Here is a 26,400-nt window from a genome sequence, read left to right as displayed (position 1 = left end):
GGCCGTTCGGCGGGCTCAGCGCACGATGTCCACGAAGACCGGGTTGGTGTAGAACCAGGTGTCGAGCCATGGGTTGCCCTTGCCGGGCTCGTGCGGGAGCGGGCCGTGCGGGTCGATCGACGCACCGAGGAATCCCTCTCCGTGGCGCTTGCCGTCGCTGCCGCGCAGCCGCAGGTAGAACGGCTCGTCCGCGCGCCCGACCGGGATGCGCAGGGTGTACGTGCCGCGTCGGCCCGCAACGTCGGCGGTGTGGGCGAGCCGCGTGTCCGGGGCGTGCCAGTCGTCGCGGTCCGCGGCCGGACCGCGGACCGCGCCGCGGATGACGTCGACGTGCTCCAGGCGCGGCAGCACACCGTACGGATTGCGGCGGGAGGCGGCCGTCACCGTGACGGTGAGGGTGAGCTTCTCGCCGCGCCGGGCGCGCAGCCGGCCGCCGAGTGTGGCGCTGTTGCCGTGCTCGCCGCGCACCTTGACGTCGATGCCGTCGATGAGATGGCCGTGGTCGACCCAGACCCGGCCGGCCCGCAGTCCCTCCATCACATGCCGGTATCCGTACCGGGTGACGCCGACATGCGTACGGCTGAACTGGCCCGGCCAGAAGTCACCGCCGGGCTGTGGCTCGGTGGTGTCGTACGGGTCGGGGACGTGGCCGGTGTTGTCGAAGTTCTGGCCGGGCGGCCAGGCGCCGTTGACCCAGGTGTCCTGGGCGACACGGTGGACGTCGGAGTTGGAGGTGATCGTGAAGAGCTTGCCCTCCGCCAGCATCGCGTCCCACAGGCCGCCGACGGTCGCGGTCGCCCAGTCGAAGCCCCCGTAGGTGACGTACGCCTCGCGCGGGTAGCCGGGCCAGGAGTCGGCGGACGGTGAATTCGTGTACTCGCCGCGGATGTTGGTGTCCGGGTGCCAGCCCGGGATCGCCCCGGCCTGGGCGCCCGGGGCGCCCTCCATGCCGATCATGATCTCGGGGGCCGCGTCGCGCCAGCCTCGCATCTCGTGCGGGGAGTCGATGCCGAGCCGCATGGGGTGGTTGGCGAGGACGAGCACGTCGTCGACGTACCGGGTGCGGCGTTGTTCGGCCAGCCACTTGAGGGCCTCGACCGCATGCGCCTCGTTCCGCGCGGTGTCGGGGTGTGTGGGGGCGCCGGCGGTGTAGCCGAGCAGCTTGCCGTCGAAGGCTTCCTCGAAACGGGTGAGGAGGTCGACTTCATGCCGTCCGGGCGGCGAGAAGACGGTGCAGTGCTCGGCACCGGGGATGTACCACTCCAGGCCCTGGAAGATCAGCATGCGTTTGTTGTCGGCGCGGGCCTTGAGGATCTCCCGGTGTTCCTGAGCGGCGCCGAGCTCGGCATGCCCGATGTTGCTGTGCTCGGTGAAGACCATCCAGTCGAGGCCGAACTTCTGTCCTGCCGAGGCCAGCTGGGAGAAGGTGTACTTGGCGTCATGGCTGTAGACGGAGTGGTTGTGGTGATCGCCGACCAGGTAGACCAGGTCGGGTGCGTGTCCGTGACCGAGTCCCTGGGACGGGCCTCCCCGGCTGTCGGCCAGCGCGGGCAACGGCAGCGACGCGGCGACGAAGGCCGCACCGAACAGACCGGCTCGGCGCATCAGCCCTCGGCGGCTGAGACCCTGCGGGTCGAGTGACTCCGCGGGAACCTGGGGGTCGGCCCATTCGGGCACGGGGTGGGACATGGCGCGACGTTCTCCTCAGTCCAGGGCGGCAACGGCCCGGATCGCGGCGCCGCAGTGATCAGGGTTTCTTGATTCCGGAAATGTCGGGTGAACCCGGCCTGAAGGGCGGGGGTCGCACCTGTGGCGCGCCGGATGCGGTGGCTGCGGACCGGCTGGGCGGAGTCCGTTCAGCGCGAGACGCCGGGCATACAACGGCACGTATCGCTACAATTTGGGCATGGGAGAACGGCCTGAAGCGCCGACTGCGCCCGAACTCGTTCTCGAAACCGACGCAGGACCGACTGTGATGAGTCCGAGCCGGGATTACCACGTCGGGCGCGACCCCATGAGCGACATCGTCATCGACGACGCACGGGTTTCGTGGCACCACGCGGTGCTGCGGCCGGTGGCCGACCACTGGTCACTGGAGGACGAGGACAGTACGAACGGCACGTACACGGAGGGCAGGCGCATCCATGAGTCGGGCGTGGGCCCCGGCAGCGTCATCCGGTTCGGTCACCCCGCGGACGGGCCGTGCGCCGTTCTGGTCGGCCAGGGACCCCCGGCCTCCGCGCTGCATCCGGCCGACCGCCCGAGCGGCGTCTCCGTGCCCGCGGCCACCGGTACGTTCCGGCAGCCGACCACCGTGCGGCCGCGGCCCGTCCATAACGTAAGCATCGGCCGCAGCGCCGACAACGACCTCGTCGTCGACGACCTGACCGTGTCGCACCGGCACGCCGAACTGCGGGCGCATCCGGACGGCATGTACGAGATCGTCGACCTCGGCTCGTACAACGGCACGTATCTCAACGGCCAGCTGGTCGGCCGCGCCCCGGTCGCCGCCGGTGACATCGTCGGCATCGGTCACTCCGAGTTCTCTCTGGTCGGCGACGTGCTGCAGGAGTTCGTCGACACCGGTGAGGTCTCGCTCGATGTGCAGGACCTGGCGGTCACCGTGGACCGGGGCAGCAAGACCCTGCTCGACCATGTCTCCTTCCCGGTGGGCGAGAAGTGTCTGCTCGGCGTGGTGGGTCCGAGCGGCTCCGGTAAGTCCACCCTGCTCAACGCACTGACCGGCCTCCGCCCGGCCGACGAGGGCAGCGTCCTCTACGACGGCCGCGACCTTTACCACGACTACGCCGAGCTGCGCCATCGCATCGGGCTCGTCCCGCAGGACGACATCCTGCACTCCCAGCTGACCGTGCGCCGCGCCCTCGGATACGCCGCCGAGCTCCGCTTCCCGCACGACACCGCTCCGTCCGAACGCCGGGCCCGGGTCGCCGAAGTGATGCGTGAGCTGGCTCTGGAAAAGCGGACGGAGCAGTCGATTCACAGCCTCTCCGGTGGCCAGCGCAAGCGCGTCAGCGTCGCGCTGGAGCTGCTGACGAAGCCGTCGCTGCTCTTCCTCGACGAGCCGACCTCGGGGCTCGACCCCGGCATGGACCGATCGGTCATGCACATGCTCCGGGGGCTGGCCGACGACGGGCGTACGGTCATCGTCGTCACACACAGTGTGCTCAGCCTCGATGTCTGCGACCGGCTGCTGGTCCTCGCCCCCGGCGGGAAGACCGCCTACTACGGGCCGCCGGACGACGCGCTCCCCTTCCTCGGGTTCGAGCAGTGGCCGGAGGCGTTCGAGGCGTTCGAGAACGACCGGGACCGGGCATGGTCGGCGGAGTACCGCGCGTCCCCGTTCCACCGGCAGTACATCGCGAACTCCACCGCGCAGCCCCGGCTGCCGCACGCCGCGGTCGCCCCTGTCGCGCCACCGCCGAAGACCCGGAGCGGGGGCGCTCAGCTGCGAACGCTCGTCCGCCGATACGCCTCCGCGCTGAGCGCCGACCGGACCTTCCTGGCCATCATGATCGCTCTGCCGTTCGTGATGGGCGCGATGACCCGAGCCCTGGCCGGCAGCCGGCTGACCCAGGACACGGCGATCAACGCGCTGCTGATCCTCTGTGTGGGCGGCGTGCTGACCGGCGCCGCCAATGCCGTACGGGAACTGGTCAAGGAACGGGCGATCTACCAGCGGGAGCGGGCTGTCGGACTGTCCAGATCGGCGTATCTGATGTCCAAAGTGGTTGTCCTGGGCACCATTACAGTGCTGCAGGCCGTGGTCCTGACCCTCGTCGGTCTGGTGGGCGTCGACCTGAATGCCCCCGGCGGCAAGGGCGTTCTCCTGCCACCGCTGGTCGAAATCACGCTTGCCGTGGCCCTGTTGTCGTTCACGGCGATGATGCTCGGTCTGCTCGTCTCCGCGCTGGTGCGCAAGGAGGAGGTCACCATGCCGCTGTTGGTGCTCCTCGCCATCGTCCAGGTCGTCTTCTGCGGTGCGTTGCTGAAACTGCACGGGGTGCCCGGGCTGGAGCAGCTGGCGTGGCTGGTCCCGTCCCGGTGGGCGCTCGGGGCGATGGCCGGGACCATCGGGCTCGCCAGGATCGTGCCGGGAAAGGTGACCTCGGATCCGCTGTTCGAGCACTCCGCAGCGGTGTGGCTGCTGAACATGGGGATGCTGGTGGTGCTGTCGGTCGTCTTCGGACTGGTGGTCGTGCGGCTGCTGCGCAGGCACGAACCCGCCATTATGCGGAAGTAGCGGAAGGAGGCGCCCATGGTGACTCCGGAGTTCCGCCCGACCCATGTCGTCCCCCAGGACGGGCTGCCCGCCTGGGAGGCGCCGGATGTGTCCCGCCCCACTGAACCGCTCGACCCGCTGCTCCCGGTACAGCTCATCGACCGGCGCGGGGACTGGGGGCAGGTCCTGTGCGCCAACGGCTGGTCGGCCTGGGTCGACGGCCGCCTGCTCGTCTCCGTACCGCACGGACCGCCGTTGGCCGGGCAGCCGTTCGCCCGTACGGCGGACCCGCGCCCTCTGCTGGCCCGGGTCCAGGAGTCGCTGGCCCAGTACCGGCGCGCCTCGGAGGAGCTGGCCGATGGGCGTATCAACGGGGAGACCTTCCGCCGCCGTACGCAGGGGCTGCGGGTGGGAATGGTCGTGGACGGCGAGGCGGTGTGGCTGTACGACGCCGAGCACGAGCGCTGGGTGTACTGCGACGGGACGGGGCTGAGCACCTACGCGGCCTCAGCCGGACCGGGCAGGCCGAGCAGGGCCCCGGTGGACGGGCCGGCAGAGGCGGTCGAAGCGGATCCGACGCAGGCCGTCGCGCCCGAGCAGTTGGCCGACGCCCGAGCGCCGGAAGAGGCCGACGAGCAACTGACACAGGTCGTCCGCCCACAACAGATGGCCCGGGACCGGCCGCCGGAGGAGGACGGCGAGGAGCTGACACAGGTCGTCCACCCGGTCGACGAATCCGGCCCGCCCGCCTCGCATCCGCCCACCCGGGCGGGTGACGGGTGATGGTCGGCGAGCCCCGGCCCCCGGCTGCCGCGCACTCCTCGCGGGGCACCGACCTGCCTGTCGGCAGGCCTTCCGGTCTGATCGGGAAGCAGATCGCGAGCTACGTGGTGGAGAGCGAGATCGGCCGCGGTGGCATGGCGGTGGTCTACCGGGCCAAGGATCTGCGGCTGGACCGCACGGTCGCTCTCAAGCTGCTGGCACCCGAACTCGCGCGCAACGACACATTCCGTAAACGCTTCACCCATGAGTCGCGGGTCGCGGCCGCGATCGACCATCCGCATATCGTGCCGGTCTTCGAGGCCGGTGAGACCGAAGGCATTCTCTACATCGCCATGCGCTACGTCGCAGGTCAGGACCTGCGCGCCCGCATCGACCGCGAGGGGCCGCTGCCGATCGGCACGGCGGTCCGGATCGCCGCGCAGGTGGCGTCCGCACTCGACGCCGCCCACGATCACGACCTGGTGCACCGGGACGTCAAGCCCGGCAACATCCTGGTCGCGGCGGGCACGGACAGCGACCACCCCGAGCATGTGTACCTGACCGACTTCGGCCTGACGAAGAAGTCGCTGTCGCTGACCGGATTCACCTCGGTGGGCCAGTTCGTCGGAACGCTCGACTATGTGGCGCCCGAGCAGATCTCCGGCCGTCCGGTGGACGGCCGGTGCGATGTCTACAGCCTGGCGTGTGTCGTCCACGAGACCCTGGCCGGCGGACCGCCGTTCCGGCGCGACGACGACATGGCTCTGCTGTGGGCCCACCAGTTCGACCCGCCGCCGCCCCTGAGCGGGCTGCGCCCCGATCTCCCGGCCGCGGTGGACGACGTACTGGCGAAGGCGCTGGCCAAGAACCCGGACGACCGGTACGACTCATGTCTGCAGTTCGTGGCCGCCCTGCGCTCGGCCGCCCGGGGCGGTGCGCGGGAGAACCATCCGCCGCCGAGGGTCGACCGGCGGATCGCCGCACGGCCCCAGGAGCCCGGGCCACCGCCCGGGCCGCCGCCCGGGCCGCCGCGGTGGGCACTGCCGGTGTTTCCCGGGCTCCGGCGGTAGGCGCGGTGGTCAGCCGGCCACTTCGCCGCGCCGGAGGACCCTGGAGCCGAGCAGGCTGCCGAGGAACCCGGTGATCAGCCCCCAGAGTGCGGCCAGAGCGAGTGCGCTCCCTACGTGCGGGCGCAGAGTGACCTGCCCGCCGAGGCCGCCGTCGACATCCCCGATGCCCAGCAGCGACAGTCCGAAGTGCGCGGAGATCCGGACGGTCAGGCAGATGGTCAGCACGGTGAGTACGAGCCCCACCGCCATGTGCACGGCGTGCTGCCAGGGCGGCATCCGAGCGGGCGAACGAATCGCCATGAGGAACGCGGCGGACAGGGTCAGGACCGCGGCGACGACCACCAGCCACCAGGACCGCGCGTCGGCATCGGCCAGCGTGGTGACGTCGAGGGTGGAGATGTCCGGGGCACGGAGTACGGAGTCGAGCACATGCGGCACGGGCAGCCCGAACGGACCGTCCACCTGTCCCTCCCACGACGCCCCGAGTCCCAGCGTGAAGGCGAGCCACACAAGGTTCGGCAGCCCCAGGAGAATCACGGCGAACGTCTCGGCCGGGTGACCGCGGGTCACCGCGACGACGAGCCCGACGACCAGTCCCAGTACGACGTATGCGAGCAGCAGCACCACCATGGAGTACGCGGCCGGGCGCACCGACTCCTGGAAGCGCACCAGCCGGGCGGGCAGCGGCGCCGCCCGCGATACGAGGAGAGCGAGGACGAGAACCCCTGCCAGCCAGATCAGGCCGAGGACGAGGGTGAGGAGGACATCGGCCCGGAATCCGACCTCGGAGGATGCGTCGAACACGTCGCTGATGACGGTGCCGGTCGGGCCCCCGACCGCGACGGCGAACGTCTGGCGGGCGAGCAGCGAGAGGCCGATGAGCACCAGCGCCCAGAGCACTGCCACCCGGGCGGCCCAGCCCGCCAGTTCTCGGGTGCCCGCGACGGCCCGGTGACGCAGCGGACGCAGAAAGCGCGCGGCGATCACCAGCGCTCCGGCGAGGGTCACCGAGAGCGGCAGCACCGAGAGGTCCGCGTGGGTCTTCGCGAGGTCCCCGGCGTTCCCGGAGAGGTCGACCGTGCCGCCCGCCGCCATCACGACGACGGCCGCGACGACCCGCGGGAACGCACCGTCCGGCAGAGCGGTCGCGCCGGCCGCCCACAGTCCGAGCGCGGCCGTGACGGCCATGGCCACCAGCCCGGCGAGCACCGTGACGAGGGCGTCGCCCCAGCCGTGCGCGGCGCTGCGTGCCGTGCCGCTCCGGTCCCCGGCTCCCTGTTCGCTCACGGGGCCACGCTAGGCACGGCGCCGGGCATCCGCCCCTTGGGAGAGCCGGTCGGCGTCGGCTTGCGGGCCTCGCGAGCACGGGGCACACAATATGTGCGTAAGGGAAGAATCGGGACCAATGCCTACCGCCCGGAAGAAGAACCCGTGAGTGACCGAACCCCGCCGTCCGGCCGCCCCACAGGACCCCCCTCCGGCCCTCTCTCGGGCCCCACGCAACAGGGACCTGTGCCACCGCCACCGCCGCACCGTCCCTCCGGCCCTCCGTCCGGACCGCCGGTCGGAGGCGGCTCCGGAAGCACGGGTGGCCCCGGTGGCCCCCGTCATGCGGCGCAGCCTTCCGGCTCCGGCGGGGGCCCCGGGCGTCCCTGGTGGCGGTCGGTGCCCCTGGTGGCGTCGATCGCCGCTGTGATCGTGGCCGCGGTGGTGCTGACCGTCGTCCTCACCCGCCCCGACGGCGGATCGGTGGCGGGCGGCGAGGTCTTCCTGCAGGCGGCAGGCTCGACCGGCCCCGATCCGTACACCCCCTCGACGGCGCGGACCAGTTCCGGGGCGACGACACCGACCCCGCTGCCCAGCGCGTCCGCGACAGCGGCGAACGTCACGCAGGCGGTGCAGGGCTCGACGCCGGGGCTGTACGGAGGCACCCGTAACGTCTCCAGCTGTGACGTGGAGAAGCAGATCTCCGCGCTCACGGCCGATCCGGGCAAGAACAGTGCGTTCGCGTCGGTCCTGGGGGTCGATCCCTCCGGCGTCCCCGGCTATCTGCGCTCGTTGACCCCGGTCCAGCTGCGGCTGGACACCCGGGTCACCAACCACGGGTACCGCAACGGTGCACCCACCAGCTTTCAGGCGGTGCTCCAGGCCGGCACAGCCGTCCTGGTCGACGACCACGGCGTGCCACGGGTGCGCTGTGCCTGCGGAAACCCGCTGCTCCCGCCGGTCGCGGTGAAGGGCAGCGTGAAGCTGATGGGCGACGCGTGGCCCGGCTACCGCCCCTCGAATGTCGTGGTGGTGGAGCCGGCGCCGCAGGCGGTGAAGGCCTTCGTCATGTTCGACCCGAAGAGTGGCGACTGGTTCAGGCGCGACGCGGGTGACACCGGTGGCCATGACAAGAAGACCGCCCCGCCCTCCAAGACGATCTTCTCGCCCTGCTCGTCGCAGCCTCCTGGCGCCTCCACCGGGCCCTGCCCTTCGACGTCGACCTCGTCCTCGACCTCGTCGAAATCCCCGTCCTCGGAACCACCGTCCGCGTCCTCTTCCTCGGCCATCGCGCCGTCCTCGCCGTCTTCGGCCTCCTCGCCGCCCACCACGTCCACGACCACCGAACCGCAGGCTCCGGTGCCCCCGTCCACCGGAGCGCCGCCCCCACCGCCGGCGTCGGACACGGGGTCGGCCCCCGAGTCCGTGGCGCCGCAGTCCGCGCCGGAATCCGTGCCGACGCCCGCCCGGCCGGCCTCCGGTGGCACCCCGTCGGCCGGCGGGCCGACGGGCGCCTAGAAGGGTGCGCTGAGCGGCGTGAGCCGTCGTTCTTCCATGATCCCGGCGGCTGTTAATCCGTCTGCCACTGAGCAGTGGCGAAGCGCGCAGGGTACGTCGACGCTTGTCCCTACCCACCGATTCGCGAGGTGGACGGAGCCTGATGGGGGTGAATCCGTGTCGGACGCCGGTACACCGGGCTCCGGGTCGACTCCGGTCGACGGCATGGGGGCGGCGGTCCTCCACACGCTGTTCGCCCAGTCCGCGGTGGGCCTGCATGTGCTGGACACGCAGTTGCGGGTGGTGCGGGCGAACCCCCTTTCCGACGTCGTCCCCGCCGAACTCCTTGCAGGGCGTCACTTCACCGACGCGTACCACCTCGAACAACCGGACAAAGCGGAGCGGATGCTGCGCGGAGTGCTGGTCACCGGCGTGGCCTCGCGCGACCACGTGATCCGCGGCCGGCTCCAGGACGCCCCCGGCCCCAATCGCAGCCTCAGGGTGTCCGTCTACCGTCTGGACGATGCGGACGGTCACGCCCTCGGGCTGCTGGCCGCGGTCGTCGATATCAACGAGCAGGAGAAGGCGCGCGTCCGGGCGGCGTGTCTCGCCGCGGTGCGCACGCGGGTGGGCAGGTCACTCGATGTGGCGGCCACCTGCGAGGGGCTCGTCGAGGCCGTCGTTCCGGTGTTCGCCGACATCGGCGTGGTCGAGGTGGTGGACGAGGTCCTGCGCGGTTCGGATCCACCGATCGGACGCCTGGGGCGCGATGTCCCACTGCGCCGCGCGGCAGTCCGAGGCCTCGGCCCCGACGGTCACCGGGACGGCCTGGTCGGAGAGATGCGCAGGCTGCCCGCCCGTACCCCCTACGCTCTGGCCGCGTCGGATCTCCGGCCCCGTCTCATCCAGATCGGTCCCCGGACACCGTGGCTCGACGCGGACCCCGACAGCACCCGGATGATCGAAGCGACCCGGGCCCACTCCTTGATCGTGGTCCCGCTGAAGCTGCACGGCACGGTCCTCGGTCTTGTGAGTCTCTACCGGTGCCGGGGGACGGAGCCCTATGAGGAGAACGATGTCCCGCTCGCTCTGACCGCAGCCGCTCATGTCGCACTGAGCGTCGACAACGCACGGCGCTACGAGCGCGATCATGTGATCGCGTCGACGGTCCAGCGCCGGCTCCTCCCCCAGCACAACGGTGACCGGATCGCCGTGGAGACGGCACACGTCCTGCTGCCCGGGCACAACAGCGGCTGCTGGTTCGACACCATCGGCCTCTCCGGCGCGCGCACCGCTCTGATCATCGGCAATGTCGAGGGTCCCGGCCTCCAGGCGGCCATCACCATGGGGCAGTTGCGGACCGTCATCCACGCGCTGGCCGGTCTCGACCTGGAGCCGGACGAAGTGCTTGCCCGGCTGAGCGACACCGCCGGCCGCCTGGCCGTCGAACGGGCTTCGCTTCCGCCCGGCGACCGGCTGCAGCGGGAATCGCTCAAGGCGACCTGCATGTACGCGGTCTACGACCCGTTCTCGCGTACCTGCACCATCGCACGGGCGGGGCATCCGACGCCGGTCCTCGTCACGCCCGACGGCACCACGACCACCCTGGACGTACCCGAAGGACCCTCGCTCTTCTCCACCGACAGCTCGCCGTTCGCCACCGCCGCCTTCGAGCTCGACGAAGGCAGCGTTCTGGCGTTCTTCACCGGCATCCTCCTGACCGGCCACGAGTCCGCGAACCGGGTACGGGAAGCGCTCGCACAGCCCGGCCGTCGTCTGCAGGACCTGTGCGACGACGTCGTCTACGCCCTTCCGGCCGAGGACTGTCCCGAAGGCGCCGCCCTTCTCCTCGCACGTACCGGCGTCGTCCCGGCCGAACGGGTCGCGACCTGGGATCTGGCCCACGACCGGACCACGCCCGCCATCGCCCGTACGCTCGTGCGCGACCGGCTCGACGGCTGGAACCTCGACGAGGAGACGACCGAGGCGACCGAACTCATCGTGAGCGAACTGATCACCAACGCCGTCCGCTACGGCACCCCTCCGCTCCAACTGCGGCTGATCCTGGCCCGCTCGCTCACCTGCGAGGTGCACGACGGCAGCCGAGTGTCACCCCATCTGCGCCATGCGCGCACCGTCGACGAGGGCGGACGCGGACTGTTCATCGTCTCCCAGCTCGCCACCCACTGGGGCACCCGGTACAGCCACGACGGCAAGGCCCTGTGGACCGAGCAGGAGATCCCGTCCGTGGCAGATGAGTCCTGACCTCGGTGTGCGGCACCCGCTGCGCACGGCCGTGGCAGCCGTGGCCCCGACGGCGGTCTCGGACCGGACCCGTGCCGCCGTGGCCGAGCTGCGTACCACAGCCGACGGCGGCACCTGGGACATCACCCAGGCGCTCGCCGCGTCGGGGAATCAGCTGGACGCCCGACCGAGGGCGTCACACTGATCATCCAGGACGCCATCAGCGGCGATGACACCGCGCGGGCCTTCCGGCAAGCCGGGTTGCTGGATCTGGTCCACACTCCGGACCCCGACCCCGCGAAGGCGTGGCCGACGCTGGGCGAGATGCTCGACAGCGGCCGGCGGCTCGTGGTCTTCGCCGAGAAGGCCGACGGTCCCACACCGTGGTACTGCTCAACCACTTCATCATCGCGGGCGGGAGCAGGATCGACGCGGGCAAGGTCAACGCCCGTGACTGGGTGCTCGATCGTGCGCACCGGTGCGAGCAGCAGCGGGGCAGCCCGGTGAATTTCGTCGCCGTCGACTACACAACGATCGGAGACGTCCGCGGGGCGGTCGACGCGCTCAATGCGGAGCGCCCCGCTCGGCGGTCCGACGATCACTGACAAGTGCGGCGCCCCGCGGCCGGGTCAGCCGCGGGGCGCCGCGATCAGGGTGGTGGCAGCCGTTCCGGGGACGGGGAGCGCTCGCCGGTCGGGTCAGTCGCGACCGGCGTGGTGGTTACGGCCGCCACGGTCGTCGCGGCTGTCGTGGCCGTTACGGCCGTCGTGGCCGTTACGGCCGTCGTGACCGTTACGGCCGTCGTGACCATTGCGGCCGTCGTGACCGCGGTCACGGCCGTCGTGGCCCCGGCCATCGCGGTCCCGGTCACGGCCGTCGTGCCCACGGCCATCACGGTCCCGGTCACGGCCGTCGTGCCCACGGCCATCACGGTCCCAGTCACGGCCATCACGGTCGCGGTCGCGGCCCCAGGACGTCGAGTCGACCCTGTGACCGTACGCGTCCCGCAAAGTCGCCGTGTCGCCGGCGTCCCATACGTAGTTGCGAAGGTCCTGGTAGACGTCGCGGCTGGTGTCGCGGCCGACTCCGGTGTGCACACGTACCGAGGAACGGCCGGCCAGCCGCAGGTCGAACCGGTAGGTGCGGCGGCTCTCGTCGCTCAGGGTCCAGCCGCGGAGGTTGACCGAGTGACGGCCGGTGTTGGTGACGGTGACCCATTCACCGTTGAGGCTGCGGTTGGAGCCGTTGTCGTACCCGGGGCTGTTGTACTGGATCTCGCCCAGGACCACGAACGAACGTGGGTCGGTCTGGGTGTGGCCGTGACCGCGGTCGCGACCGATCCCGTGGTCGTGTTCGTCTGCGATCGCCGGCAGTGCGGCGGCGGCCACCAGTGCGCCGGAGGCGAGAACGGCAGCGGTGAACCGCCGTGCGGAACGGGACATGAAGACCCCTCAGATGCAGGCCCGGACCGTGCGGTCCGAGCGTTGTTCGGTCTCGGCCTGTTGCCGAGAACGCACACTGTGGCCCGATTGCCCGAGTCACGAAAGACGCACCGATACGCGTTACGAAGTACGGACATTTCCGTCACACGCGTCTGTAACCGGCACGCATCCGACCCTCCGAGTACCTGTCAACCCCTGCCTGCTGCACCCATCCGCGCGACACCGAACCGACGCAGCGAGGGGCGGCATCCAATACCCGGTGCACACCGACACAGCCCCTGCGTGGCCGGTCCGGGAAATCCGTAACAACCACCGTCCATGCGGCACCGAACACCCATTCCCTCGCCTATGGAAAGAAGAACGACAGTTCTACTTCGAGCCATTGCACCGCGAGAACAACAGTGGTTGAGTGACAGAGGAAGATATGAATCGAGGTTCAGAACATCACTGACACGCCCTCGCCGAGCCGGCCATCGCCGCGGGTATCGATGCAGGTGGGCTGCCTGCGGCACATGCACAGCTGTCGGCCGCCGCCGTGATCGGGGCGGTCGGCGAGGCACTTCTCGGCCCGTTGTCTCCGGTCGGCGAGCGGACCGACCCGGGACCGGTCGTGGAGGGCATCGCCACGCTGTGCCTCAGAGCCGTCGTAGCCGACGGCACCTGATCGCGAGCCGCACACCGCCGCACCCACTCTCCCGCCGCCCCGCCCATCGACCCAGGACAGGAAACCGCAATGACCGTCATCCCGCAGCGGACCGACGTTCGGCCCGAGGCGCCCGCGCCGCGCCCCACCCATGAGGTCACCAACCAGGCGCCGCCCCGGATCGGCCTCGACGAGTACGGCACCAATCTGCCGCTCGCGCAGGCCGTCCGGACGTTCGGCGCGGCCTGGCACGAGCCGGAGCTGCACGACATCGGCACCCTGGTCGGTTCCGAGCGCTTCCAGATCAGTGCGGAGCTCGCCCACACCTCCCCGCCCGTCCTGCGCACCCATGACCGTTACGGCAACCGCGTCGACGAGATCGACTTCCACCCCGCGTACCACGAGGTCATCGGCGCGGCGGTGAGTCATGGCACGCACACCGCGGGCTGGGCCGACCCGAAGCCCGGAGCAGCGGTGGCGCGGGCGGCTTCGTTCATGCTGTTCGCCCAGATCGAGCCCGGCCACGCCTGCCCGATGTCCATGTCGCATGCCGTGGTCCCGGTCCTGCAGCGCGATCCGGATGTGGGACGGGACTGGCTACCCGGCCTGCTCAGCCGTTCCTACGACCCGCGGCCGATCGCCCCGGGCAGCAAGTCCGGGCTGACCTTCGGCATGGGGATGACGGAGAAGCAGGGCGGCTCCGACGTCCGCGCCAACACCACGCGGGCCGTCCCGCTGGCCTCCGACCCCGGGGGCCGGGCCCATCTGCTCACCGGCCACAAGTGGTTCTTCTCGGCCCCGCAGTCGGACGCCTTCCTGGTCCTGGCCCAGGCCGAGGCCGGGCTCACCTGCTTCCTCGTACCGCGGGTACTGGCCGACGGCACCCGTAACACCGTCCGTATCCAGCGGCTGAAGAACAAGCTCGGCAACAAGTCGAACGCCTCCTCCGAGGTGGAGTTCGACGGTACCTGGGCGGTACGGGTCGGCGAGCCCGGCCGCGGCGTCCCCACCATCATCGAGATGGTCAACCACACCCGGCTCGACTGTGTGCTCGGCACCACCGCCGGCATGCGCCAGTCGGTGTCCGAGGCGATCTGGCACGCGCGCCACCGCAGCGCGTTCGGTGCCCGGCTGGCCGACCAGCCGGCCATGACGGCGGTCCTCGCCGATCTGGCGCTGGAGACGGAGGCCGCGACCTGGACCTCACTGCGCCTGGCCCATGCGTACGAGGCCGACAGCGGCGAGTCCGAGGCGATGTTCCGGCGGCTGGCCACCGCGGTGTCCAAGTACTGGATCTGCAAGCGCGGCCCGCACCACGCCTACGAAGCGCTGGAGTGCCTGGGCGGCAACGGCTACACCGAGGACTGGCCGCTGGCCCGGCGCTACCGCGAGCAGCCGGTGATGGCGGTGTGGGAGGGTTCCGGAAACGTCATCGCGCTCGATGTGCTGCGGGGCATCGCCAGGACCCCGCAGTCGCTGGACGCCTTCTGGGCCGAGCTGGAGACCACGGCCGGTGCCAGTTCCGTACTGGACGCACACATCCGTCGGGTACGCCGGGAGCTGGCCGAGGACCTGCGCGACCCGCTGGCCGCGCAGACCCGCGCCCGGGCGACCGTCGAGGGCATGGCGCTGGCTCTGCAGTCCTCGCTGATGCTGCGTCACGCTCCCGCGGCGGCGGCCGAAGCATTCGTCGCCGCCCGGCTCGGCGAGGCCCATGGCCATCAGTACGGCATCCTGCCGCGCGGCACCGATGCCGCGGCGATCGCGGAGCGGCACTTCGGCGGAACCATCTGAGGCAGTCACCATCCTGAGGCAGTCACCGCCGCCGGTCCCCCGGTGCGGCAACAACGGGCGGGCAGAGGCCGAAGAGAGCCCCCGCCCGCCCGTCGTCGTACGGCGGGATCCGCCGACATGGGCGTTGGGTTGGCTCCCATGGAGTCGAGACCCCGCACGCTGTGGCTGCGCACCGAGCCCCTCCACTCAGTGATCTACTTCGACGCGGAGTGCCGGGGCATCGGCCGGTCCGTGGGCCTCAAGGGTTTCTGGATGGGCTACTTCGCCACCCGTACCGCCCCCATGGGGCCGGTCCTCCCCGAGACCGCGACCGCTGTCCTTGCCGTCTTCGCCCCGGGCATGGTGGCCCGGGCGCTGCCCGCCGCGTGGCAGATCGTCACCCCCGAAAGACTCACGGACCTCCGCGCACAGCTTGCCGCGCGGGCGCTGCGCAGGCTGGTCCCCGGCATCGGCACTCTTGCCGAACAGCTCACCCCGCCGCTCACGGCGATGGTCGAGGACGCAGGGCATCCAGCTCGACCGGGGCTGGAGCGACATGGAGTGGGCGGCTGCCGAGGAACGGCTGCGCTCCCGCGGACTGATCGACGCGGAGTCGGCTCTCACGCCGCGCGGTCGTGAGGAACGGGACCTGATCGAGGACACCACCGACCGGCTGGCCGCCCGGCTGCTGCGCCCCCTCACCGACAGCATGGTGGACGCGCTGCTCGCCGCTCTGGAGCTGCCGACCCGGCAGGTGCTGGAAGCTGAGCTGCTGCCGTTCCCGAACCCGATCGGCCTGCCCCGGTCCGTCTAGACGAACTGCTCCGCGGGGCGTCGGCCGGTCCAGCCGAGCAGGATCACCGAGCACACCGCCGCGAAGGCGCACCAGGTCGAGACGAACTCCAGCCGCCAAAGCGCCGCACAGACGGCGGCCCCGACCGCGACCAGCACGCCGAGCCATCGCAGCAGGCGGTCCCCGGCCAGGAGCAGTGAGCCCACCGTGGCCAGCAGGTACCCGCTGACGAGCAGCCCGGAGCCGGGGAGGTCGAGAACGTAGCCGAGGGTGTGCCCGCGGATCTCTGCGGTCACGGGACGGGCCGCCAGGCAGTACGCGAGCGGGACAGCGGTCGCGATTCCGGCCGCGAGCGGCACCAGCAACCGGCGTCGGGCGTGCGGCGGCGCGGCGCACAGCACACCCAGCGGAACCCACAACGGCAGCAGCGGAAGGGCGATGACGGCCCAGGCAAGGGTGGCGGGCCCGGTGCCGCCACCCGAGCGCCAGATCACGGACTCGATGATCTGATGGGCCCCGAGGAGCAGCGGCAGGTCACGGACCCGGCGCACCTGCGCGACACACGCCACTCCGACGGCGGCGATGCAGGTGCCCGCGACGAGATCGGCGGTCGCGCTCCAGCACATGGCTCCCCCCTGGACCCGGCATTGTGGCTTCGGCCTCTTCCGTGCGCAACGCTACGGCGCTCCCGGCAGGCGCCCGCTGTGACACGACCGGCACACTCCGCCGCAGCGGCAACGGCTGCGGCGGGCGAGGATCACGGCCAGTACCGCGATTGCGACCACGGCAATGGCTCCCGCCGCGCGCCTGGTCACCGGACCGGCTGCTGTGCGCAGCAGATCGATCGGCTCGGCCTCGCGCATCGGCGTGCTGTCGGACGCGAAGGATTGCGTACCGTCCGCCGCAAAGGCAGCAGTGGCCGGTGCTGTCGTGGACGGTTCTCCCGTGGCCGACAGCTTTTGCGACAGGCAGTCGGCGAACCGGCCGATGAGTTTGTCACTCACATCGGCCATGACCCCGCGGCCGAACTGGGCCGGCCGCCCGGTGACGGTCAGGTCGGTGGTCACGGCGACGGTCGTCCCTCCGTCGTCATCGGTCAGCGTGCCGGTCACCGTGGCGCTCGCCGTGCCCTGGCCCCGTACTTCGTTGCCCCGGGCGGACAGGACCACGCGGTGGGCCGACTCGTCCTTCTCCAGGAAGGTCGCCGTGCCCCGGTACGTCACGGTGATCGGTCCCACCCGCACCTTCACGGATCCCTTGATGGTGTCGCCGTCGAACTCCTCCACGCTCGCACCCGGCATGCAGTGCGAGACGCATTCGATGTCGAGGAGCGCCCGCCAGGCATCGTCGACCGGGACCGGCACAGTGAATGAGTTCTGCAGCTGCATGGTCTGCTCCTCACACGAATCACGGGGTCACGAATCACAAGGGTCACGAAGTCATGCGGATTTCAGCCGCGGCGGGTGGATCGCCCCGACCGTGTCCGCGAGCGGGCTGCCGGTGCCGCCCCAGCGCAGTGCGACGATCTCCGCCGCGATCGAGACGGCCACCTCCTCGGGGGTACGCGCGCCGAGGTCGAGGCCGATGGGCGAGCGCAGCCGTGCCAGTTCCGCTTCGCCGAGACCGGTCTCGCGCAGCCGGGCCAGGCGGTCCTCGTGGGTCCGGCGGCTGCCCATCACGCCGATGTACGCGGCCGGGGTGCGCAGGGCCACCTCCAGCAGCGGGACGTCGAACTTCGGGTCGTGGGTGAGTACGCACATCACGGTCCGCCCGTCGATCTCCGTGTCGCTCAGGTACCGGTGCGGCCAGTCGACGACCACCTCCGCACCGTCCGGGAAGCGGCGGGGGTCGGCGAAGGCGGGGCGGGCGTCGCAGACGGTGACGCGGTAGCCGAGGAACGCACCGATCCGGGCCACCGCGGCAGCGAAGTCGATGGCGCCGAAGACCAGCATCCGGGGCGGCGGGGCGAACGACTGGAGGAACACGGTGACGTCGTCCTCGCGCCGTTCGCCGTTGGGGCCGTAGTGCCGCAAGCCGGTTGCGCCTTGGGCGAGTTCTCCTCGCGCGTCGGCGGTGACGGCGGCATCGAGGCCGCTCGCGCCCAGCGATCCGGAGACGATGTCCGGCCAGACTGCGAGGGCGGCACCGCGCGGGGCGGGTCCGTCGGTCACGGTGGCGACCACCACCGGGCGGTGCTCGGCGACCGATGCGGCGACCTCGCCGAAGGAGGTGTCGTACACCGCCGTCACGGGACGTACGAGAAGTGTGATCTCGCCGCCGCAGGTGAGGCCGACGGCGAAGGCGTCCTCGTCGCTGTAGCCGAAGGTCTGGAGCTGGGCCCGGCCCGTTTCCACGACCTCCTTGGCCAGTTCGAAGACGGCGCCCTCGACGCAGCCGCCGGAGACGCTGCCGACGACCTCGTCGTCCGGACCCACGGCCATCGCCGCGCCGGGGCCGCGCGGTGCGCTGCGGCTTACCGCGACGACGGTGGCGAGCCCGAACGGTTCCCCGGCGGTGTACCAGCGGCTGAGCGCCGGAAGGATCTCACGCATCGGCGGCCGCCCCTCGCACCACTGCCGCCAGCCGCTCCAGGGCGGCCAGCCTGTGCCCTTCGATGAAGGCGTCCACGTGCGGCAGCGCCGCCGCCATGCCCGCCGCGAGCGGTGCATAACCCGGGCGTGCCTTGCGGGGGTTGGCCCACACCACGCGGTGCGCGAGCCGGTGCAGTCGGCGCATCTGGGCCGCGAGCAATACGGGGTCGCCCCGCTCCCAGCCGTCGGAGAGGACGACCACCACTGCTCCCCGTACGCAGGAGCGCTGCCCCCAGCGGTCGAGGAAGCTCCGCAGCATCTCGCCGAGCCGGGTGCCGCCGCTGCGGTCGGGGACCGCGTCGGCGACCGCAGCCAGTGCCGCGTCCGGATCCCGGTGGGCCATCTCGCGGGTCACCCGGGTCAGCCGGGTGCCGATCGTGAACACTTCGGTGGGTGTACGAGCCGTCGCGCCGTGTGCCGCCGCGTGTGCGAAGCGCAGCAGGGCATCCGCATACGGGTCGATGGAGCCGCTGACGTCCAGCAGCAGCACGACCCGTCGCGGCTTGGTGGTGGGGGTGCGGTGGCGCAGCCGGGCGGGTTCGCCACCGTGCCGCAGGAGCTCGCGCACGGTGCGTCGGGGGTCGACATCGCCGCGTCGGGCCGGGCGCAGCCTGGGGGTGCGGCGCGGCTCGCCGCTCAGAGCGGACGCGGCGAGCAGTCGCCGTAGTTGGGCTCTTTCGGCGGGGGTCAGCTCGGCCATGTCGCGGTGGCGCAGGACCTCGGCGGAGCTTGCCAGGGCCGCCGAGGGCGGTGTTCGGTCGTCGCCCGTTCCGTCGGTGCCGTCGGACGCGCCGGACGCGGCGGCCGCCACGCGCGGCTGCGGTTTCGGTACGCCCACGGACCGCATCGGGTCGCGGGCCTGCAGCAGCGGGCGTGCGACCAGGAAGCGTCTGCCGTACAGCTCGCTCTCCAGCCGGTACGGCTCGGTGACCCCGGCGGCTTCGGCGGCCCGCAGATGAAGCAGCCGGCGCGGGAAGTCCCAGTCGTACAGGGCCTGGGAGGCGTCGACGCCCTCGTAGCACTGGAGGCGGATCAGGGGTGCGTGAAGGACTTTCGCGAGGGCCGGGGCGAGTGCGGTCCTGCCCACGCCCGCGTCGCCCTCGCAGAACAGCGGCCGGTGCAGCCTGAGCGCCAGGAAGCAGGCGATGGCGAGCCCTTCGACGACGAGGTAGCCCGTTTCCTCCAGGCGGGCGCGCAGCTCGCCCGGTCCGTCCGCCGGCCCGTCCGCTCCGATCACCCCGTTCGCCGGGCTCCACTCCATCCCGGCCGCTGCCAGCACCGCACGCCGGGTCAGCACCCGTACGAGGTGTTCGCGGTACTCGGGCGAGGCCGACAGGTCGGAAGCCGGGCGAGTGCCCTCGGCCGCGGCTTCGGCGGCCCGCGCCACGGCGGCCGGTCCGGCCTCCGTGGCGGTGAGCGCCTGCTCGGTGGCGCTCGCGCGCAGTGGCGTGGTGCCCATGTTGGTCAAACCGATGCGGGCCTCGGCGATGTGGCCGTCGTCGCGTCGTACGAGCGCCGCGATGCCGACGACCGCCCAGCCCTGGGCGACCCGGCTGAACTTCTCGTAGTGGAAACCCCAGGCGTCGGTCCTCGGCACCCGGATCTCCACCAGCAGCTCGTCCTCCGTCAGGGCGGTCTGCAGGTAGTCGACGAAGAAGTCGCGTGCCGGGATGGTGCGTCGGCCCTGCGGCCCCGCGGCCACCATCTCGCCGTCGAGGGCGAGCAGCACCGCCGGGAGGTCGCCGGCCGGGTCGGCGTGGGAGAGCGAACCGCCGAGTGTGCCCCGGTGCCGTACGGCGGGGTCGGCGACGGTCTCGGTGGCGGCGGCCAGCAGTCCGGCGTGGCGGCGCACCAGCGGATTGTGGATGACGTCGTGGTGGGTCGTCATGGCTCCGATCACGAGCGATGCGGTGCCGGTGTCCTCGCGGACGCCGCGCAGCTCCGGGATCCGCCCGAGGTCGACGAGGAGTTCGGGGAAGGCGAGGCGCGGCCGCAGGATGGGGATCAGGCTCTGTCCGCCCGCCAGGACCTTCGCGTCTTCGCCGCCGTCGTGCAGCGTTCGTACCGCCTCGTCGAGGGTCTGCGGCCGTGCGTAGTCGAATGCGGCGGGGATCATGCCGTCGCCTCCTCGGCCCGTGCGTCCGTGACGGCCTGCCGAAGCCGCCGCCGACGTCCGGGGCGATCACCCGCAGTTTCTGTTCGGGGATCTCGGTGACCGTGGACAGGATGACCCGGGCCACGTGCGGGACCTGGGTCGAGGAGTACAGGGTGTATTCGTCGGAGGCCGTGGGCGGTGTGGCGACGACGGCTCTGGGGTCCATGGCATTGGGGATGAGGCGCTGCTGGGTGTAACGACGGTGGAGTACGACGTCGGCGCGGGCCTTCTCCGCTGCGTAGTCGTCCGTGGCGAGCGGCCAGGTGTAGCAGCGGTTGGTGCCCTTGTCGGCGTGGACGAGCGGGGCGTCGTCGGCCAGTGCGGATTCCAGGTCGAGGACGGGCGGCAGGGGTGTGTAGTCGACCTTCCAGAGCGTCCGCGGCGGCATACCGGTCGCGGGCGATCACCAGGGCAACGGGGTCACCGACGTACCTGACCTCGTCGACCGCGACCGCCGGGTGGTCGGGCATGACGATGTCCTCCGTCACGGGCCATACACAGGGCATGCGGCCGAGTTCACCGGCCAGGTCGCGGCCGGTGAAGGCGGCGACCACACCCGGACGTTCCAGCGCGGGCGACACATCGGCACGGTCGATGTACGCGTGGGCCATGGGGCTGCGCAGGATCGCCGGGTGCAGCAGGCCCGGCACGGTGATGTTGTCGGTCCAGGTGGTACGGCCGGTGACGAGGCGGGCGTCCTCCTTGCGCATCCGGGAGCGGCCGACCTCGGGGCGGGATCGCCCGGTGGTGATCAGGCCGGTCATGTCCGGGCCTCCTGCCCGGCGCCGATCGGGGCCGGGGCCGCGCCGGTCCGCGGCATCGGCCGGCCGATGTCCGAGGGCTGGGGTGCGGGGGCGCGGCGGCGGCGCTCCTCGGCGGCCGCCGCCAGGACGGCACGCACGATGTTCTGGTAGCCGGTGCACCGGCAGAGATTGCCCTCGAGCCCGTGACGGATCTCCTCCGGAGTGGGGTCGGGGTTCTCCTTGAGCAGGTCCCTGGCCGCCATGATCATGCCGGGGGCGCAGTAGCCGCACTGCAGCGCGTGCTGTTCGTGGAAGGCGGTCTGCAGCGGTGTCCATCCGCCGTCGGGGGCGAGCCCCTGGACGGTCGTCACTTCGCCGCCGTCGGCCTGCACGGCCAGTACGGAGCAGCTCTTGACACTGTCGCCGTCGAGTTCGACGCTGCACACCCCGCAGTTGCTGGTGTCGCAGCCGACGGGCGTGCCGGTGAGCCCCAGGTGGTCGCGGAGGTAGTGGACCAGCAGCAGGCGGGGCTCGACCTCGTCCTCGTACCTCGTGCCGTCCACCGTCATCGAGATGCGGGTCATATGCCCTCCCCAGGGCTCAGGCCGTGGTGTCGGACCATGCGTACGGCGGCGCGACGGGTCCGCTCGCGGGTCCGGCTCCGACCGTTTCCAGTTCCTGGTCGGCGGCCTTCATCAACTGGGCGGCGATGTCCTTCATGGCGCGGCTCGCCGCGAGTTCGTCGCCGATGACGGGAACGTCCACGTCCTGCGGGTTGCAGCGGGCGACCCCATGTCCGATGAGCTTTTCGGAGCCGGTGTCCAGTACCGCCTCGGCCCTGGTCGTACCGTCCTCCTCGGACAGACCGACGCGGACCTGCCACTCCAGCGTGCGAGTCATCGCGCACCTCCTGCGACCGCGCCCGGCCTCGGTCCGCCGCCCACGACGCGGTCCTGTCATCAGGATCCACCCGGCCGGGCCGGTTCGCGCGTTCCGGCTCGTCCTGCGGGGATCACACCGCCGGAATAGGATGCGTGGAGTCACTTCCACCGAGTGCGGAGCGGCCCATGAACCGGCGTCGTCCTGCTCGTTCGGCGAGCCCCGGCGAACTGCTCACCACTCTGCAACAGCTCACCTCACGGACGCGCCGTGAGGTGAGCTGCATCAGGCGCGGGTGGAGCCGGCCGAGGCGCTGCAGCGCGGGATGATCCCGCCGTCGGCGCTGCCCGCCGTTCCGGGGCTGCAGGCCGCTGCCCGGTACACGTCGGCCCGCAGCGGGCTGGACATCGGCGGTGACTGGTACGACGGATTCGTGCTGCCGGACGGGGCGCTGGCGTTCGCCATCGGGGACGTACAGGGCCATGACGTCGAGGCGGCCGCTTTCATGGGCCAGATCCGCATCGCCATGCGGGCGACAGCCGCCACCGCCACGGACCCCGGCGAGGTCGTGGGCCGGACCAACGATCTGCTGCTCTCGGTGGACTCCGGCCTCATCGCGACCTGCACGTATCTCCGTCTCGACCCGGTCACCCGGGAGCTCCACAGCGCCCGCGCCGGGCATGTCGCCGCCATATGGGCCACCGCCGACGGGCGGTGCGGCTTCACCTCCGACGAGGGCGGCCTGCCCCTGGGGATCGAGCCGGGCGGGTGGTCGGGGGACGCGATGGGCGTGCTCGTGGTCACCCCGCTGCTGCTCGTGATGCTCAGGGTGCGGATGCCGCGGATCACCGACCGGTGGATCGAGGCGAGCGCGCTGCTGGTGGTCTCCGTAGCGGTCTCGCTGCTGGCCGGCAGGAGCTCACTGGCGATGATCTGCCTGGTGTTTCCGCTGCTCATCTGGGCGGCTCTGCGATTCCGGCCGGCGGGGAGTGCACCGTGTGCGTTTCTGGTGTCGGTCCTGGCGGCCCCCGCCCGGCCGTCCCGGTCCGAGGACGACCTCGACAGCCTCTGACTCCGTTCCCCCGGGCGGCCGGGACACCGCTGCGGAAGGCCGCTCACCTCAGGAAGTGGCGCGCCAGGAAGTCGTTTCGGAACGTGCCCTCCGGGTCGAACCGGGCCGTCAGCCGCTCAAAATCGGCGTATTTCCCGTACAGCGTGCGCAGTGTCCCGGGGGTGGTGGTGAACACCTTTCCCCAGTGCGGCCGCGCACCGAACGGTGCCAGGGCCTCCTCGATCGCCCCGAGCACCGGTGTGACGGCGGCCGTGTCCGGCACCCAGGTGAAGTGGAAGGCCACCGAGTCCCTGCCGCACGCCGGGCTCAGCCACAGATCGTCGCGGGCGACGGTGCGGATCTCGGTGATCTGCAGCAGCGGGGCGATCCGCTCCCGGAGCCGGCCCAGTGCCTCGTACGCCGCAGGCGCGTCCTGCCGGGCCACGAAGTACTCCGACTGCAGTTCGTCCCCGTTGCTGGGGGTGAACTCCAGGCGGAAGTGCGGAAGGCGCCGGTGCCACGGTCCGGCAACGCCCTGCTGGCGGGTGCAGTTCTCGGCCGGCATCCCGGCGATCGGATGGCGCGGCCCGTCCGCGAGCCGCGCGCCGAGCCACTCCTCGGGCGCCCGCTGCGGCCCGTCGGAATCCACCCGCTGCTTGAGCCACACCTGGTTGAGCGGCCCCGCACGCCAGTCGGTGAAGACACTGACGCTGTACGCGGCCGACATCACCTCGTCGAAACTTCCCGTGAGCCGGGACTCCGGCAGATCCTCGTAGACCCACTGCTGTACGTCGAAGGCGGGCACCAGGTCCAGCGTCAGCGCGGTCACCACGCCCAGCGCGCCCATGGCCACCACGGCTCCGGGAAATTCCGCGTCGCCACGCCTCAGTGACACGTTCCGGCCGTCCGCCGTGACCATGTCCAGCGCCCGGACGGCCCCCGCAATGGAACTGTTGACGACTCCCGAACCGTGGGTTCCGGTCGCGCAGGCCCCGGCGACCGAGATATGCGGCAGCGAACCGAGGTTGTGCAGGGCGTACCCGTTCTCGTGCAGCACGTCGGCGAACTCCCCGAAGCGCAGCCCTGCGGCGACGGTGACCGCCCCTGCCTCCCGGTCGAGCTCGACCCTGCGGGGCAGCCCGGCCACCGACACCAGATCGCCGCGGGTGTCGGCGACGGTGTTGAAGGAGTGCCGGGTGCCGAGCGCATGTACCGCGGTCGAGGCGGACACCGTCTCCCGCAGCTCGGCCTCGGAGCGGGGCATACTCAGCCGCCGCGCCCCGAACGTGATGTTTCCGGCCCAGTTCTTCTCCGCGGGAGTCACCGCGCGTCCCCACTTTCGCTCCTGGCCGGGTGCCGTGATCCCGACGGTGCATCCTCCCAGACAAACCTGTCGGCGAGGCCATACAACTGGTGACGTACATATCCGCACAGCATCCGATTCCGGCACCTTCCAAATGCGAACAGTCACCCACAGACCAAGAGATCCAGCCCGGAACGGGACGAGTTCCGAGTCAGTGCGCATGTCTGAACTTCACTGGAACTCCAGCGAAATGGCACGTGTGTGGATATCGTGCAGCGAGCGAGGGCGCATCCGTCAGTCCATGGGATCGGCGGATGCGCCCCGTTTATGGCGATGCAACTGTGACTGGGGGGTTCATGGGGCATGTCGAGCTACCCGATTCGGACAGATCAGGACCTGTGGGACTGGCGGGGGCGCCTCGTCCACGGACTGCTTCAAATCGGCCTCGCAACAAGCAACTCGACGATCTGTGGAGGGCGCCGACCGTACAGCGCGAACGTTCAGGACCGGCCGCGACGAAAAGAAGGACGGGCTGGTGTCTGCCGTTCGTCATCGGGGCCGAACTTGTCGGCCTGGGGATTCCGGCATGGCTCGTGCTGCGGGCCGGCGGGCAGTCGCGGGCCGCGGTCGCCGCGGCCGTGGCCGCGCTCGCGTGGTCCGGTGTGCGGGCCGCGCGCGGCCGGTACGCGGACCGGCCTCCGGGCGATCCGCCGGGGGTACTGAGCACGACAGGCGACTGGCTGCTGCTCATCGGCGTACTCGCCGTGCTGAGGACCATGACCGGCGATTCGGCCGATCCTGCGACGGCGGTCGTGGCCCTGCTGCCCGGCCTGCTTGCGGGCATTGCGATATGGGGGGTGCGGCGGTTGCCCTGGCCGGGGCGGCAGCAGCGGGCGGTCCGGCGGGTACTGGTGGTCGGTGAGGCTCCGGGGGTGGAACGCGCGGTGCAGCTGCTCGGTTCCCGTGCGGACCATCCGTACTCGGTCGTGGCCGCCATACCGGTGGGGACCACGCCGCTGGAGTGCGAGGTCCAGGTGCCGGGACGGCTCGCACCGGCACCGGCCGACGACGATGCGTCGACCGTGCTGGGCGGAGCCTTCGCCCATGACGCGGACCTGGCTCTGGTGGTACCCGGGCCGCAGCTCTCCGAGGAGCGGCTGCGCCGGCTCTCCTGGGGGCTGCACGACGGCGGGCTTCCGCTGTCCGTGCTGTCGGAGCTCTCGGGCATCGCGGCCGGCCGGGTACGGCCGTCCGCAGCGGCCGGGCTGACCCTGCTGCACATCGCGCCGCCGCTGCGCCGGGGACCGCAGATGGTCCTGAAGGCCGTGGTGGACCGTACCGGCGCCGCACTCGGTCTGCTGGTTCTGGCACCCCTGCTGCTCCTGATCGGGGCGGCCGTGCGGCTCGGCTCGAACGGGCCGGTCTTCCACCGCCAGATCCGCCAAGGGCAGCACAACCGGCCGTTCACCATGTGGAAGTTCCGGACGATGGTGGTGCACGCCGAGCGCCACAAGGCGCAACTGGTCACGGCGAACGAGAACGACGGCCCGATGTTCAAGATGCGCCGCGACCCCCGGGTGACCGGGATCGGCCGTCTGCTGCGCCGGACATCTCTCGACGAACTGCCGCAACTGCTCAATGTGCTCCGGGGCGACATGTCGCTGGTCGGTCCGCGGCCTCCACTGCCGGACGAGGTGTCCCGCTACGACGAGCGCGAGCTCCGGAGGCTCGCGGTCAGGCCGGGACTGACCGGCCTGTGGCAGGTCAGCGGGCGCTCGGACCTGTCCTGGCAGGAGACCGTCTCGCTCGACCTGTGGTACGTCGACAACTGGTCGGTGGCCACGGACATGGGACTCATGGCCCGTACGCTGCGGGCCGTCACCGACGGCCGCGGGGCGTACTGAGTGCGACGGCCGTCGATGCGAAGAGTGCGAAACCTCCGACCGTG

20 protein-coding genes and 6 pseudogenes are annotated in these 26,400 nt (G+C 71.3%); 14 read left to right on the top strand and 12 right to left on the bottom strand.

Annotation, left to right across the window (positions count from 1 at the left end):
- Positions 1-15: 15 nt before the first annotated feature.
- Positions 16-1,689, bottom strand: coding sequence for a PHP domain-containing protein (locus OG953_RS38900; RefSeq protein ID WP_405690376.1), 1,674 nt, complete (start codon positions 1,687-1,689; stop codon positions 16-18).
- 217 nt (positions 1,690-1,906) lie between these two features.
- On the opposite strand from OG953_RS38900, the gene OG953_RS38895 reads away from it, so the two are divergent.
- Genes OG953_RS38895 through OG953_RS38885 form a run of 3 tightly spaced genes read left to right on the top strand, consistent with a single transcriptional unit; the run spans position 1,907 to position 6,072 of the window.
- Positions 1,907-4,261, top strand: a complete 2,355-nt coding sequence (locus OG953_RS38895) for an FHA domain-containing protein (RefSeq protein ID WP_405690375.1) — start codon at positions 1,907-1,909, stop codon at positions 4,259-4,261.
- Between the two features lie 15 nt (positions 4,262-4,276).
- A complete protein-coding gene (locus tag OG953_RS38890; RefSeq protein ID WP_405690373.1) occupies positions 4,277-5,023 on the top strand; it encodes a hypothetical protein in 747 nt (248 codons plus the stop codon).
- Positions 5,023-6,072, top strand: a complete 1,050-nt coding sequence (locus OG953_RS38885) for a serine/threonine-protein kinase (protein ID WP_405690371.1) — start codon at positions 5,023-5,025, stop codon at positions 6,070-6,072. The genes OG953_RS38890 and OG953_RS38885 overlap by 1 nt, the downstream gene beginning before the upstream one ends.
- Before the next feature lie 9 nt (positions 6,073-6,081).
- Here OG953_RS38885 and OG953_RS38880 read toward each other — a convergent pair whose 3' ends face one another.
- Positions 6,082-7,359, bottom strand: coding sequence for a streptophobe family protein (locus tag OG953_RS38880; RefSeq protein ID WP_405690369.1), 1,278 nt, complete (start codon positions 7,357-7,359; stop codon positions 6,082-6,084).
- Between the two features lie 144 nt (positions 7,360-7,503).
- On the opposite strand from OG953_RS38880, the gene OG953_RS38875 reads away from it, so the two are divergent.
- The 4 genes and pseudogenes from OG953_RS38875 to OG953_RS38860 all read left to right on the top strand — a co-directional run.
- Complete coding sequence (locus OG953_RS38875) at positions 7,504-8,856, top strand: DUF6777 domain-containing protein (protein WP_405690366.1); 1,353 nt, start codon at positions 7,504-7,506, stop codon at positions 8,854-8,856.
- Between the two features lie 156 nt (positions 8,857-9,012).
- Complete coding sequence (locus tag OG953_RS38870) at positions 9,013-11,100, top strand: SpoIIE family protein phosphatase (RefSeq protein ID WP_405690364.1); 2,088 nt, start codon at positions 9,013-9,015, stop codon at positions 11,098-11,100.
- Positions 11,090-11,284 carry a hypothetical protein gene (locus tag OG953_RS38865; RefSeq protein ID WP_405690362.1) on the top strand — a complete coding sequence of 65 codons (195 nt, stop codon included), beginning with the start codon at positions 11,090-11,092 and terminating at the stop codon, positions 11,282-11,284. The genes OG953_RS38870 and OG953_RS38865 overlap by 11 nt, the downstream gene beginning before the upstream one ends.
- Positions 11,263-11,684: pseudogene (locus OG953_RS38860) on the top strand (hypothetical protein); the annotation flags it as partial. The gene OG953_RS38865 and the pseudogene OG953_RS38860, both read left to right, overlap by 22 nt.
- A 357-nt stretch (positions 11,685-12,041) precedes the next feature.
- On the opposite strand, the pseudogene OG953_RS38855 reads toward OG953_RS38860, so the two are convergent.
- Positions 12,042-12,521 (bottom strand): annotated as a pseudogene (locus OG953_RS38855) (lamin tail domain-containing protein); the annotation flags it as partial.
- A gap of 535 nt (positions 12,522-13,056) precedes the next feature.
- On the opposite strand from OG953_RS38855, the gene OG953_RS38850 reads away from it, so the two are divergent.
- From OG953_RS38850 to OG953_RS38835, 4 genes are all read left to right on the top strand, one after another.
- The gene (locus OG953_RS38850) at positions 13,057-13,185 is read left to right on the top strand and encodes a hypothetical protein (protein WP_405690360.1); all 129 of its coding nucleotides are present in this window, start codon (positions 13,057-13,059) and stop codon (positions 13,183-13,185) included.
- A gap of 69 nt (positions 13,186-13,254) precedes the next feature.
- Positions 13,255-14,958: an acyl-CoA dehydrogenase family protein gene (locus OG953_RS38845; RefSeq protein ID WP_405690358.1), complete on the top strand. Its 1,704-nt coding sequence runs from the start codon at positions 13,255-13,257 to the stop codon at positions 14,956-14,958.
- A gap of 138 nt (positions 14,959-15,096) precedes the next feature.
- Complete coding sequence (locus OG953_RS38840; RefSeq protein WP_405690356.1) at positions 15,097-15,576, top strand: helix-turn-helix domain-containing protein; 480 nt, start codon at positions 15,097-15,099, stop codon at positions 15,574-15,576.
- Positions 15,494-15,751, top strand: coding sequence for a helix-turn-helix domain-containing protein (locus OG953_RS38835; RefSeq protein WP_405690354.1), 258 nt, complete (start codon positions 15,494-15,496; stop codon positions 15,749-15,751). Before OG953_RS38840 ends, OG953_RS38835 begins: the two co-directional genes overlap by 83 nt.
- Here the strand turns inward: OG953_RS38835 and OG953_RS38830 are convergent.
- The 8 genes and pseudogenes from OG953_RS38830 to OG953_RS38795 form a co-directional block, all read right to left on the bottom strand.
- Positions 15,748-16,356: a DUF6629 family protein gene (locus OG953_RS38830; RefSeq protein ID WP_405690352.1), complete on the bottom strand. Its 609-nt coding sequence runs from the start codon at positions 16,354-16,356 to the stop codon at positions 15,748-15,750. The genes OG953_RS38835 and OG953_RS38830 overlap by 4 nt on opposite strands.
- 51 nt (positions 16,357-16,407) lie before the next feature.
- Positions 16,408-17,118 carry an SRPBCC family protein gene (locus OG953_RS38825; protein WP_405690350.1) on the bottom strand — a complete coding sequence of 237 codons (711 nt, stop codon included), beginning with the start codon at positions 17,116-17,118 and terminating at the stop codon, positions 16,408-16,410.
- Positions 17,119-17,169: 51 nt separating this feature from the next.
- Complete coding sequence (locus tag OG953_RS38820; RefSeq protein ID WP_405690348.1) at positions 17,170-18,282, bottom strand: XdhC family protein; 1,113 nt, start codon at positions 18,280-18,282, stop codon at positions 17,170-17,172.
- Positions 18,275-19,069: pseudogene (locus OG953_RS38815) on the bottom strand (vWA domain-containing protein); the annotation flags it as partial. The gene OG953_RS38820 and the pseudogene OG953_RS38815, both read right to left, overlap by 8 nt.
- Before the next feature lie 513 nt (positions 19,070-19,582).
- A pseudogene (locus tag OG953_RS38810) lies at positions 19,583-20,437 on the bottom strand (FAD binding domain-containing protein); the annotation flags it as partial.
- A 16-nt stretch (positions 20,438-20,453) separates the two neighbouring features.
- Positions 20,454-21,240: pseudogene (locus tag OG953_RS38805) on the bottom strand (xanthine dehydrogenase family protein molybdopterin-binding subunit); the annotation flags it as partial.
- Positions 21,237-21,803, bottom strand: a complete 567-nt coding sequence (locus tag OG953_RS38800) for a (2Fe-2S)-binding protein (RefSeq protein ID WP_405690347.1) — start codon at positions 21,801-21,803, stop codon at positions 21,237-21,239. The pseudogene OG953_RS38805 and the gene OG953_RS38800, both read right to left, overlap by 4 nt.
- Before the next feature lie 16 nt (positions 21,804-21,819).
- Positions 21,820-22,119 carry a DUF1876 domain-containing protein gene (locus OG953_RS38795; RefSeq protein WP_405690345.1) on the bottom strand — a complete coding sequence of 100 codons (300 nt, stop codon included), beginning with the start codon at positions 22,117-22,119 and terminating at the stop codon, positions 21,820-21,822.
- 167 nt (positions 22,120-22,286) lie between these two features.
- Here OG953_RS38795 and OG953_RS38790 point away from each other — a divergent pair.
- Both OG953_RS38790 and OG953_RS38785 read left to right on the top strand, forming a co-directional pair.
- Positions 22,287-22,864: pseudogene (locus OG953_RS38790) on the top strand (PP2C family protein-serine/threonine phosphatase); the annotation flags it as partial.
- Positions 22,841-23,170 (top strand): MASE1 domain-containing protein, encoded by a 330-nt coding sequence (locus OG953_RS38785; RefSeq protein WP_405692317.1) that lies wholly within the window; start codon positions 22,841-22,843, stop codon positions 23,168-23,170. The pseudogene OG953_RS38790 and the gene OG953_RS38785, both read left to right, overlap by 24 nt.
- Positions 23,171-23,213: 43 nt before the next feature.
- On the opposite strand, the gene OG953_RS38780 is transcribed toward OG953_RS38785, so the two are convergent.
- Complete coding sequence (locus OG953_RS38780) at positions 23,214-24,473, bottom strand: D-arabinono-1,4-lactone oxidase (RefSeq protein WP_405690344.1); 1,260 nt, start codon at positions 24,471-24,473, stop codon at positions 23,214-23,216.
- 335 nt (positions 24,474-24,808) lie between these two features.
- Between OG953_RS38780 and OG953_RS38775 the strand changes: the two genes are divergently transcribed.
- Positions 24,809-26,356: a sugar transferase gene (locus OG953_RS38775; protein ID WP_405690342.1), complete on the top strand. Its 1,548-nt coding sequence runs from the start codon at positions 24,809-24,811 to the stop codon at positions 26,354-26,356.
- Positions 26,357-26,400: the final 44 nt, after the last annotated feature.

Source organism: Streptomyces sp. NBC_00057, from assembly GCF_045041165.1.
Classification (GTDB): Bacteria; Actinomycetota; Actinomycetes; order Streptomycetales; family Streptomycetaceae; genus Streptomyces.
The sequence above is the reverse complement of the archived record's forward strand: the minus strand, read 5'-3'. Positions and strand labels throughout refer to the sequence as shown.

What these genes read in the sequence shown, in the direction of transcription:
- OG953_RS38900 (WP_405690376.1), bottom strand. Translation starts at nt 1,689, where the DNA reads ATGTCCCACCCCGTGCCCGAATGGGCCGACCCCCAGGTTCCCGCGGAG.
- OG953_RS38895 (WP_405690375.1), top strand. Translation starts at nt 1,907, where the DNA reads ATGGGAGAACGGCCTGAAGCGCCGACTGCGCCCGAACTCGTTCTCGAA.
- OG953_RS38890 (WP_405690373.1), top strand. Translation starts at nt 4,277, where the DNA reads ATGGTGACTCCGGAGTTCCGCCCGACCCATGTCGTCCCCCAGGACGGG.
- OG953_RS38885 (WP_405690371.1), top strand. Translation starts at nt 5,023, where the DNA reads ATGGTCGGCGAGCCCCGGCCCCCGGCTGCCGCGCACTCCTCGCGGGGC.
- OG953_RS38865 (WP_405690362.1), top strand. Translation starts at nt 11,090, where the DNA reads ATGAGTCCTGACCTCGGTGTGCGGCACCCGCTGCGCACGGCCGTGGCA.
- OG953_RS38845 (WP_405690358.1), top strand. Translation starts at nt 13,255, where the DNA reads ATGACCGTCATCCCGCAGCGGACCGACGTTCGGCCCGAGGCGCCCGCG.
- OG953_RS38840 (WP_405690356.1), top strand. Translation starts at nt 15,097, where the DNA reads ATGGAGTCGAGACCCCGCACGCTGTGGCTGCGCACCGAGCCCCTCCAC.
- OG953_RS38835 (WP_405690354.1), top strand. Translation starts at nt 15,494, where the DNA reads ATGGAGTGGGCGGCTGCCGAGGAACGGCTGCGCTCCCGCGGACTGATC.
- OG953_RS38830 (WP_405690352.1), bottom strand. Translation starts at nt 16,356, where the DNA reads ATGTGCTGGAGCGCGACCGCCGATCTCGTCGCGGGCACCTGCATCGCC.
- OG953_RS38825 (WP_405690350.1), bottom strand. Translation starts at nt 17,118, where the DNA reads ATGCAGCTGCAGAACTCATTCACTGTGCCGGTCCCGGTCGACGATGCC.
- OG953_RS38820 (WP_405690348.1), bottom strand. Translation starts at nt 18,282, where the DNA reads ATGCGTGAGATCCTTCCGGCGCTCAGCCGCTGGTACACCGCCGGGGAA.
- OG953_RS38800 (WP_405690347.1), bottom strand. Translation starts at nt 21,803, where the DNA reads ATGACCCGCATCTCGATGACGGTGGACGGCACGAGGTACGAGGACGAG.
- OG953_RS38795 (WP_405690345.1), bottom strand. Translation starts at nt 22,119, where the DNA reads ATGACTCGCACGCTGGAGTGGCAGGTCCGCGTCGGTCTGTCCGAGGAG.
- OG953_RS38775 (WP_405690342.1), top strand. Translation starts at nt 24,809, where the DNA reads ATGGGGCATGTCGAGCTACCCGATTCGGACAGATCAGGACCTGTGGGA.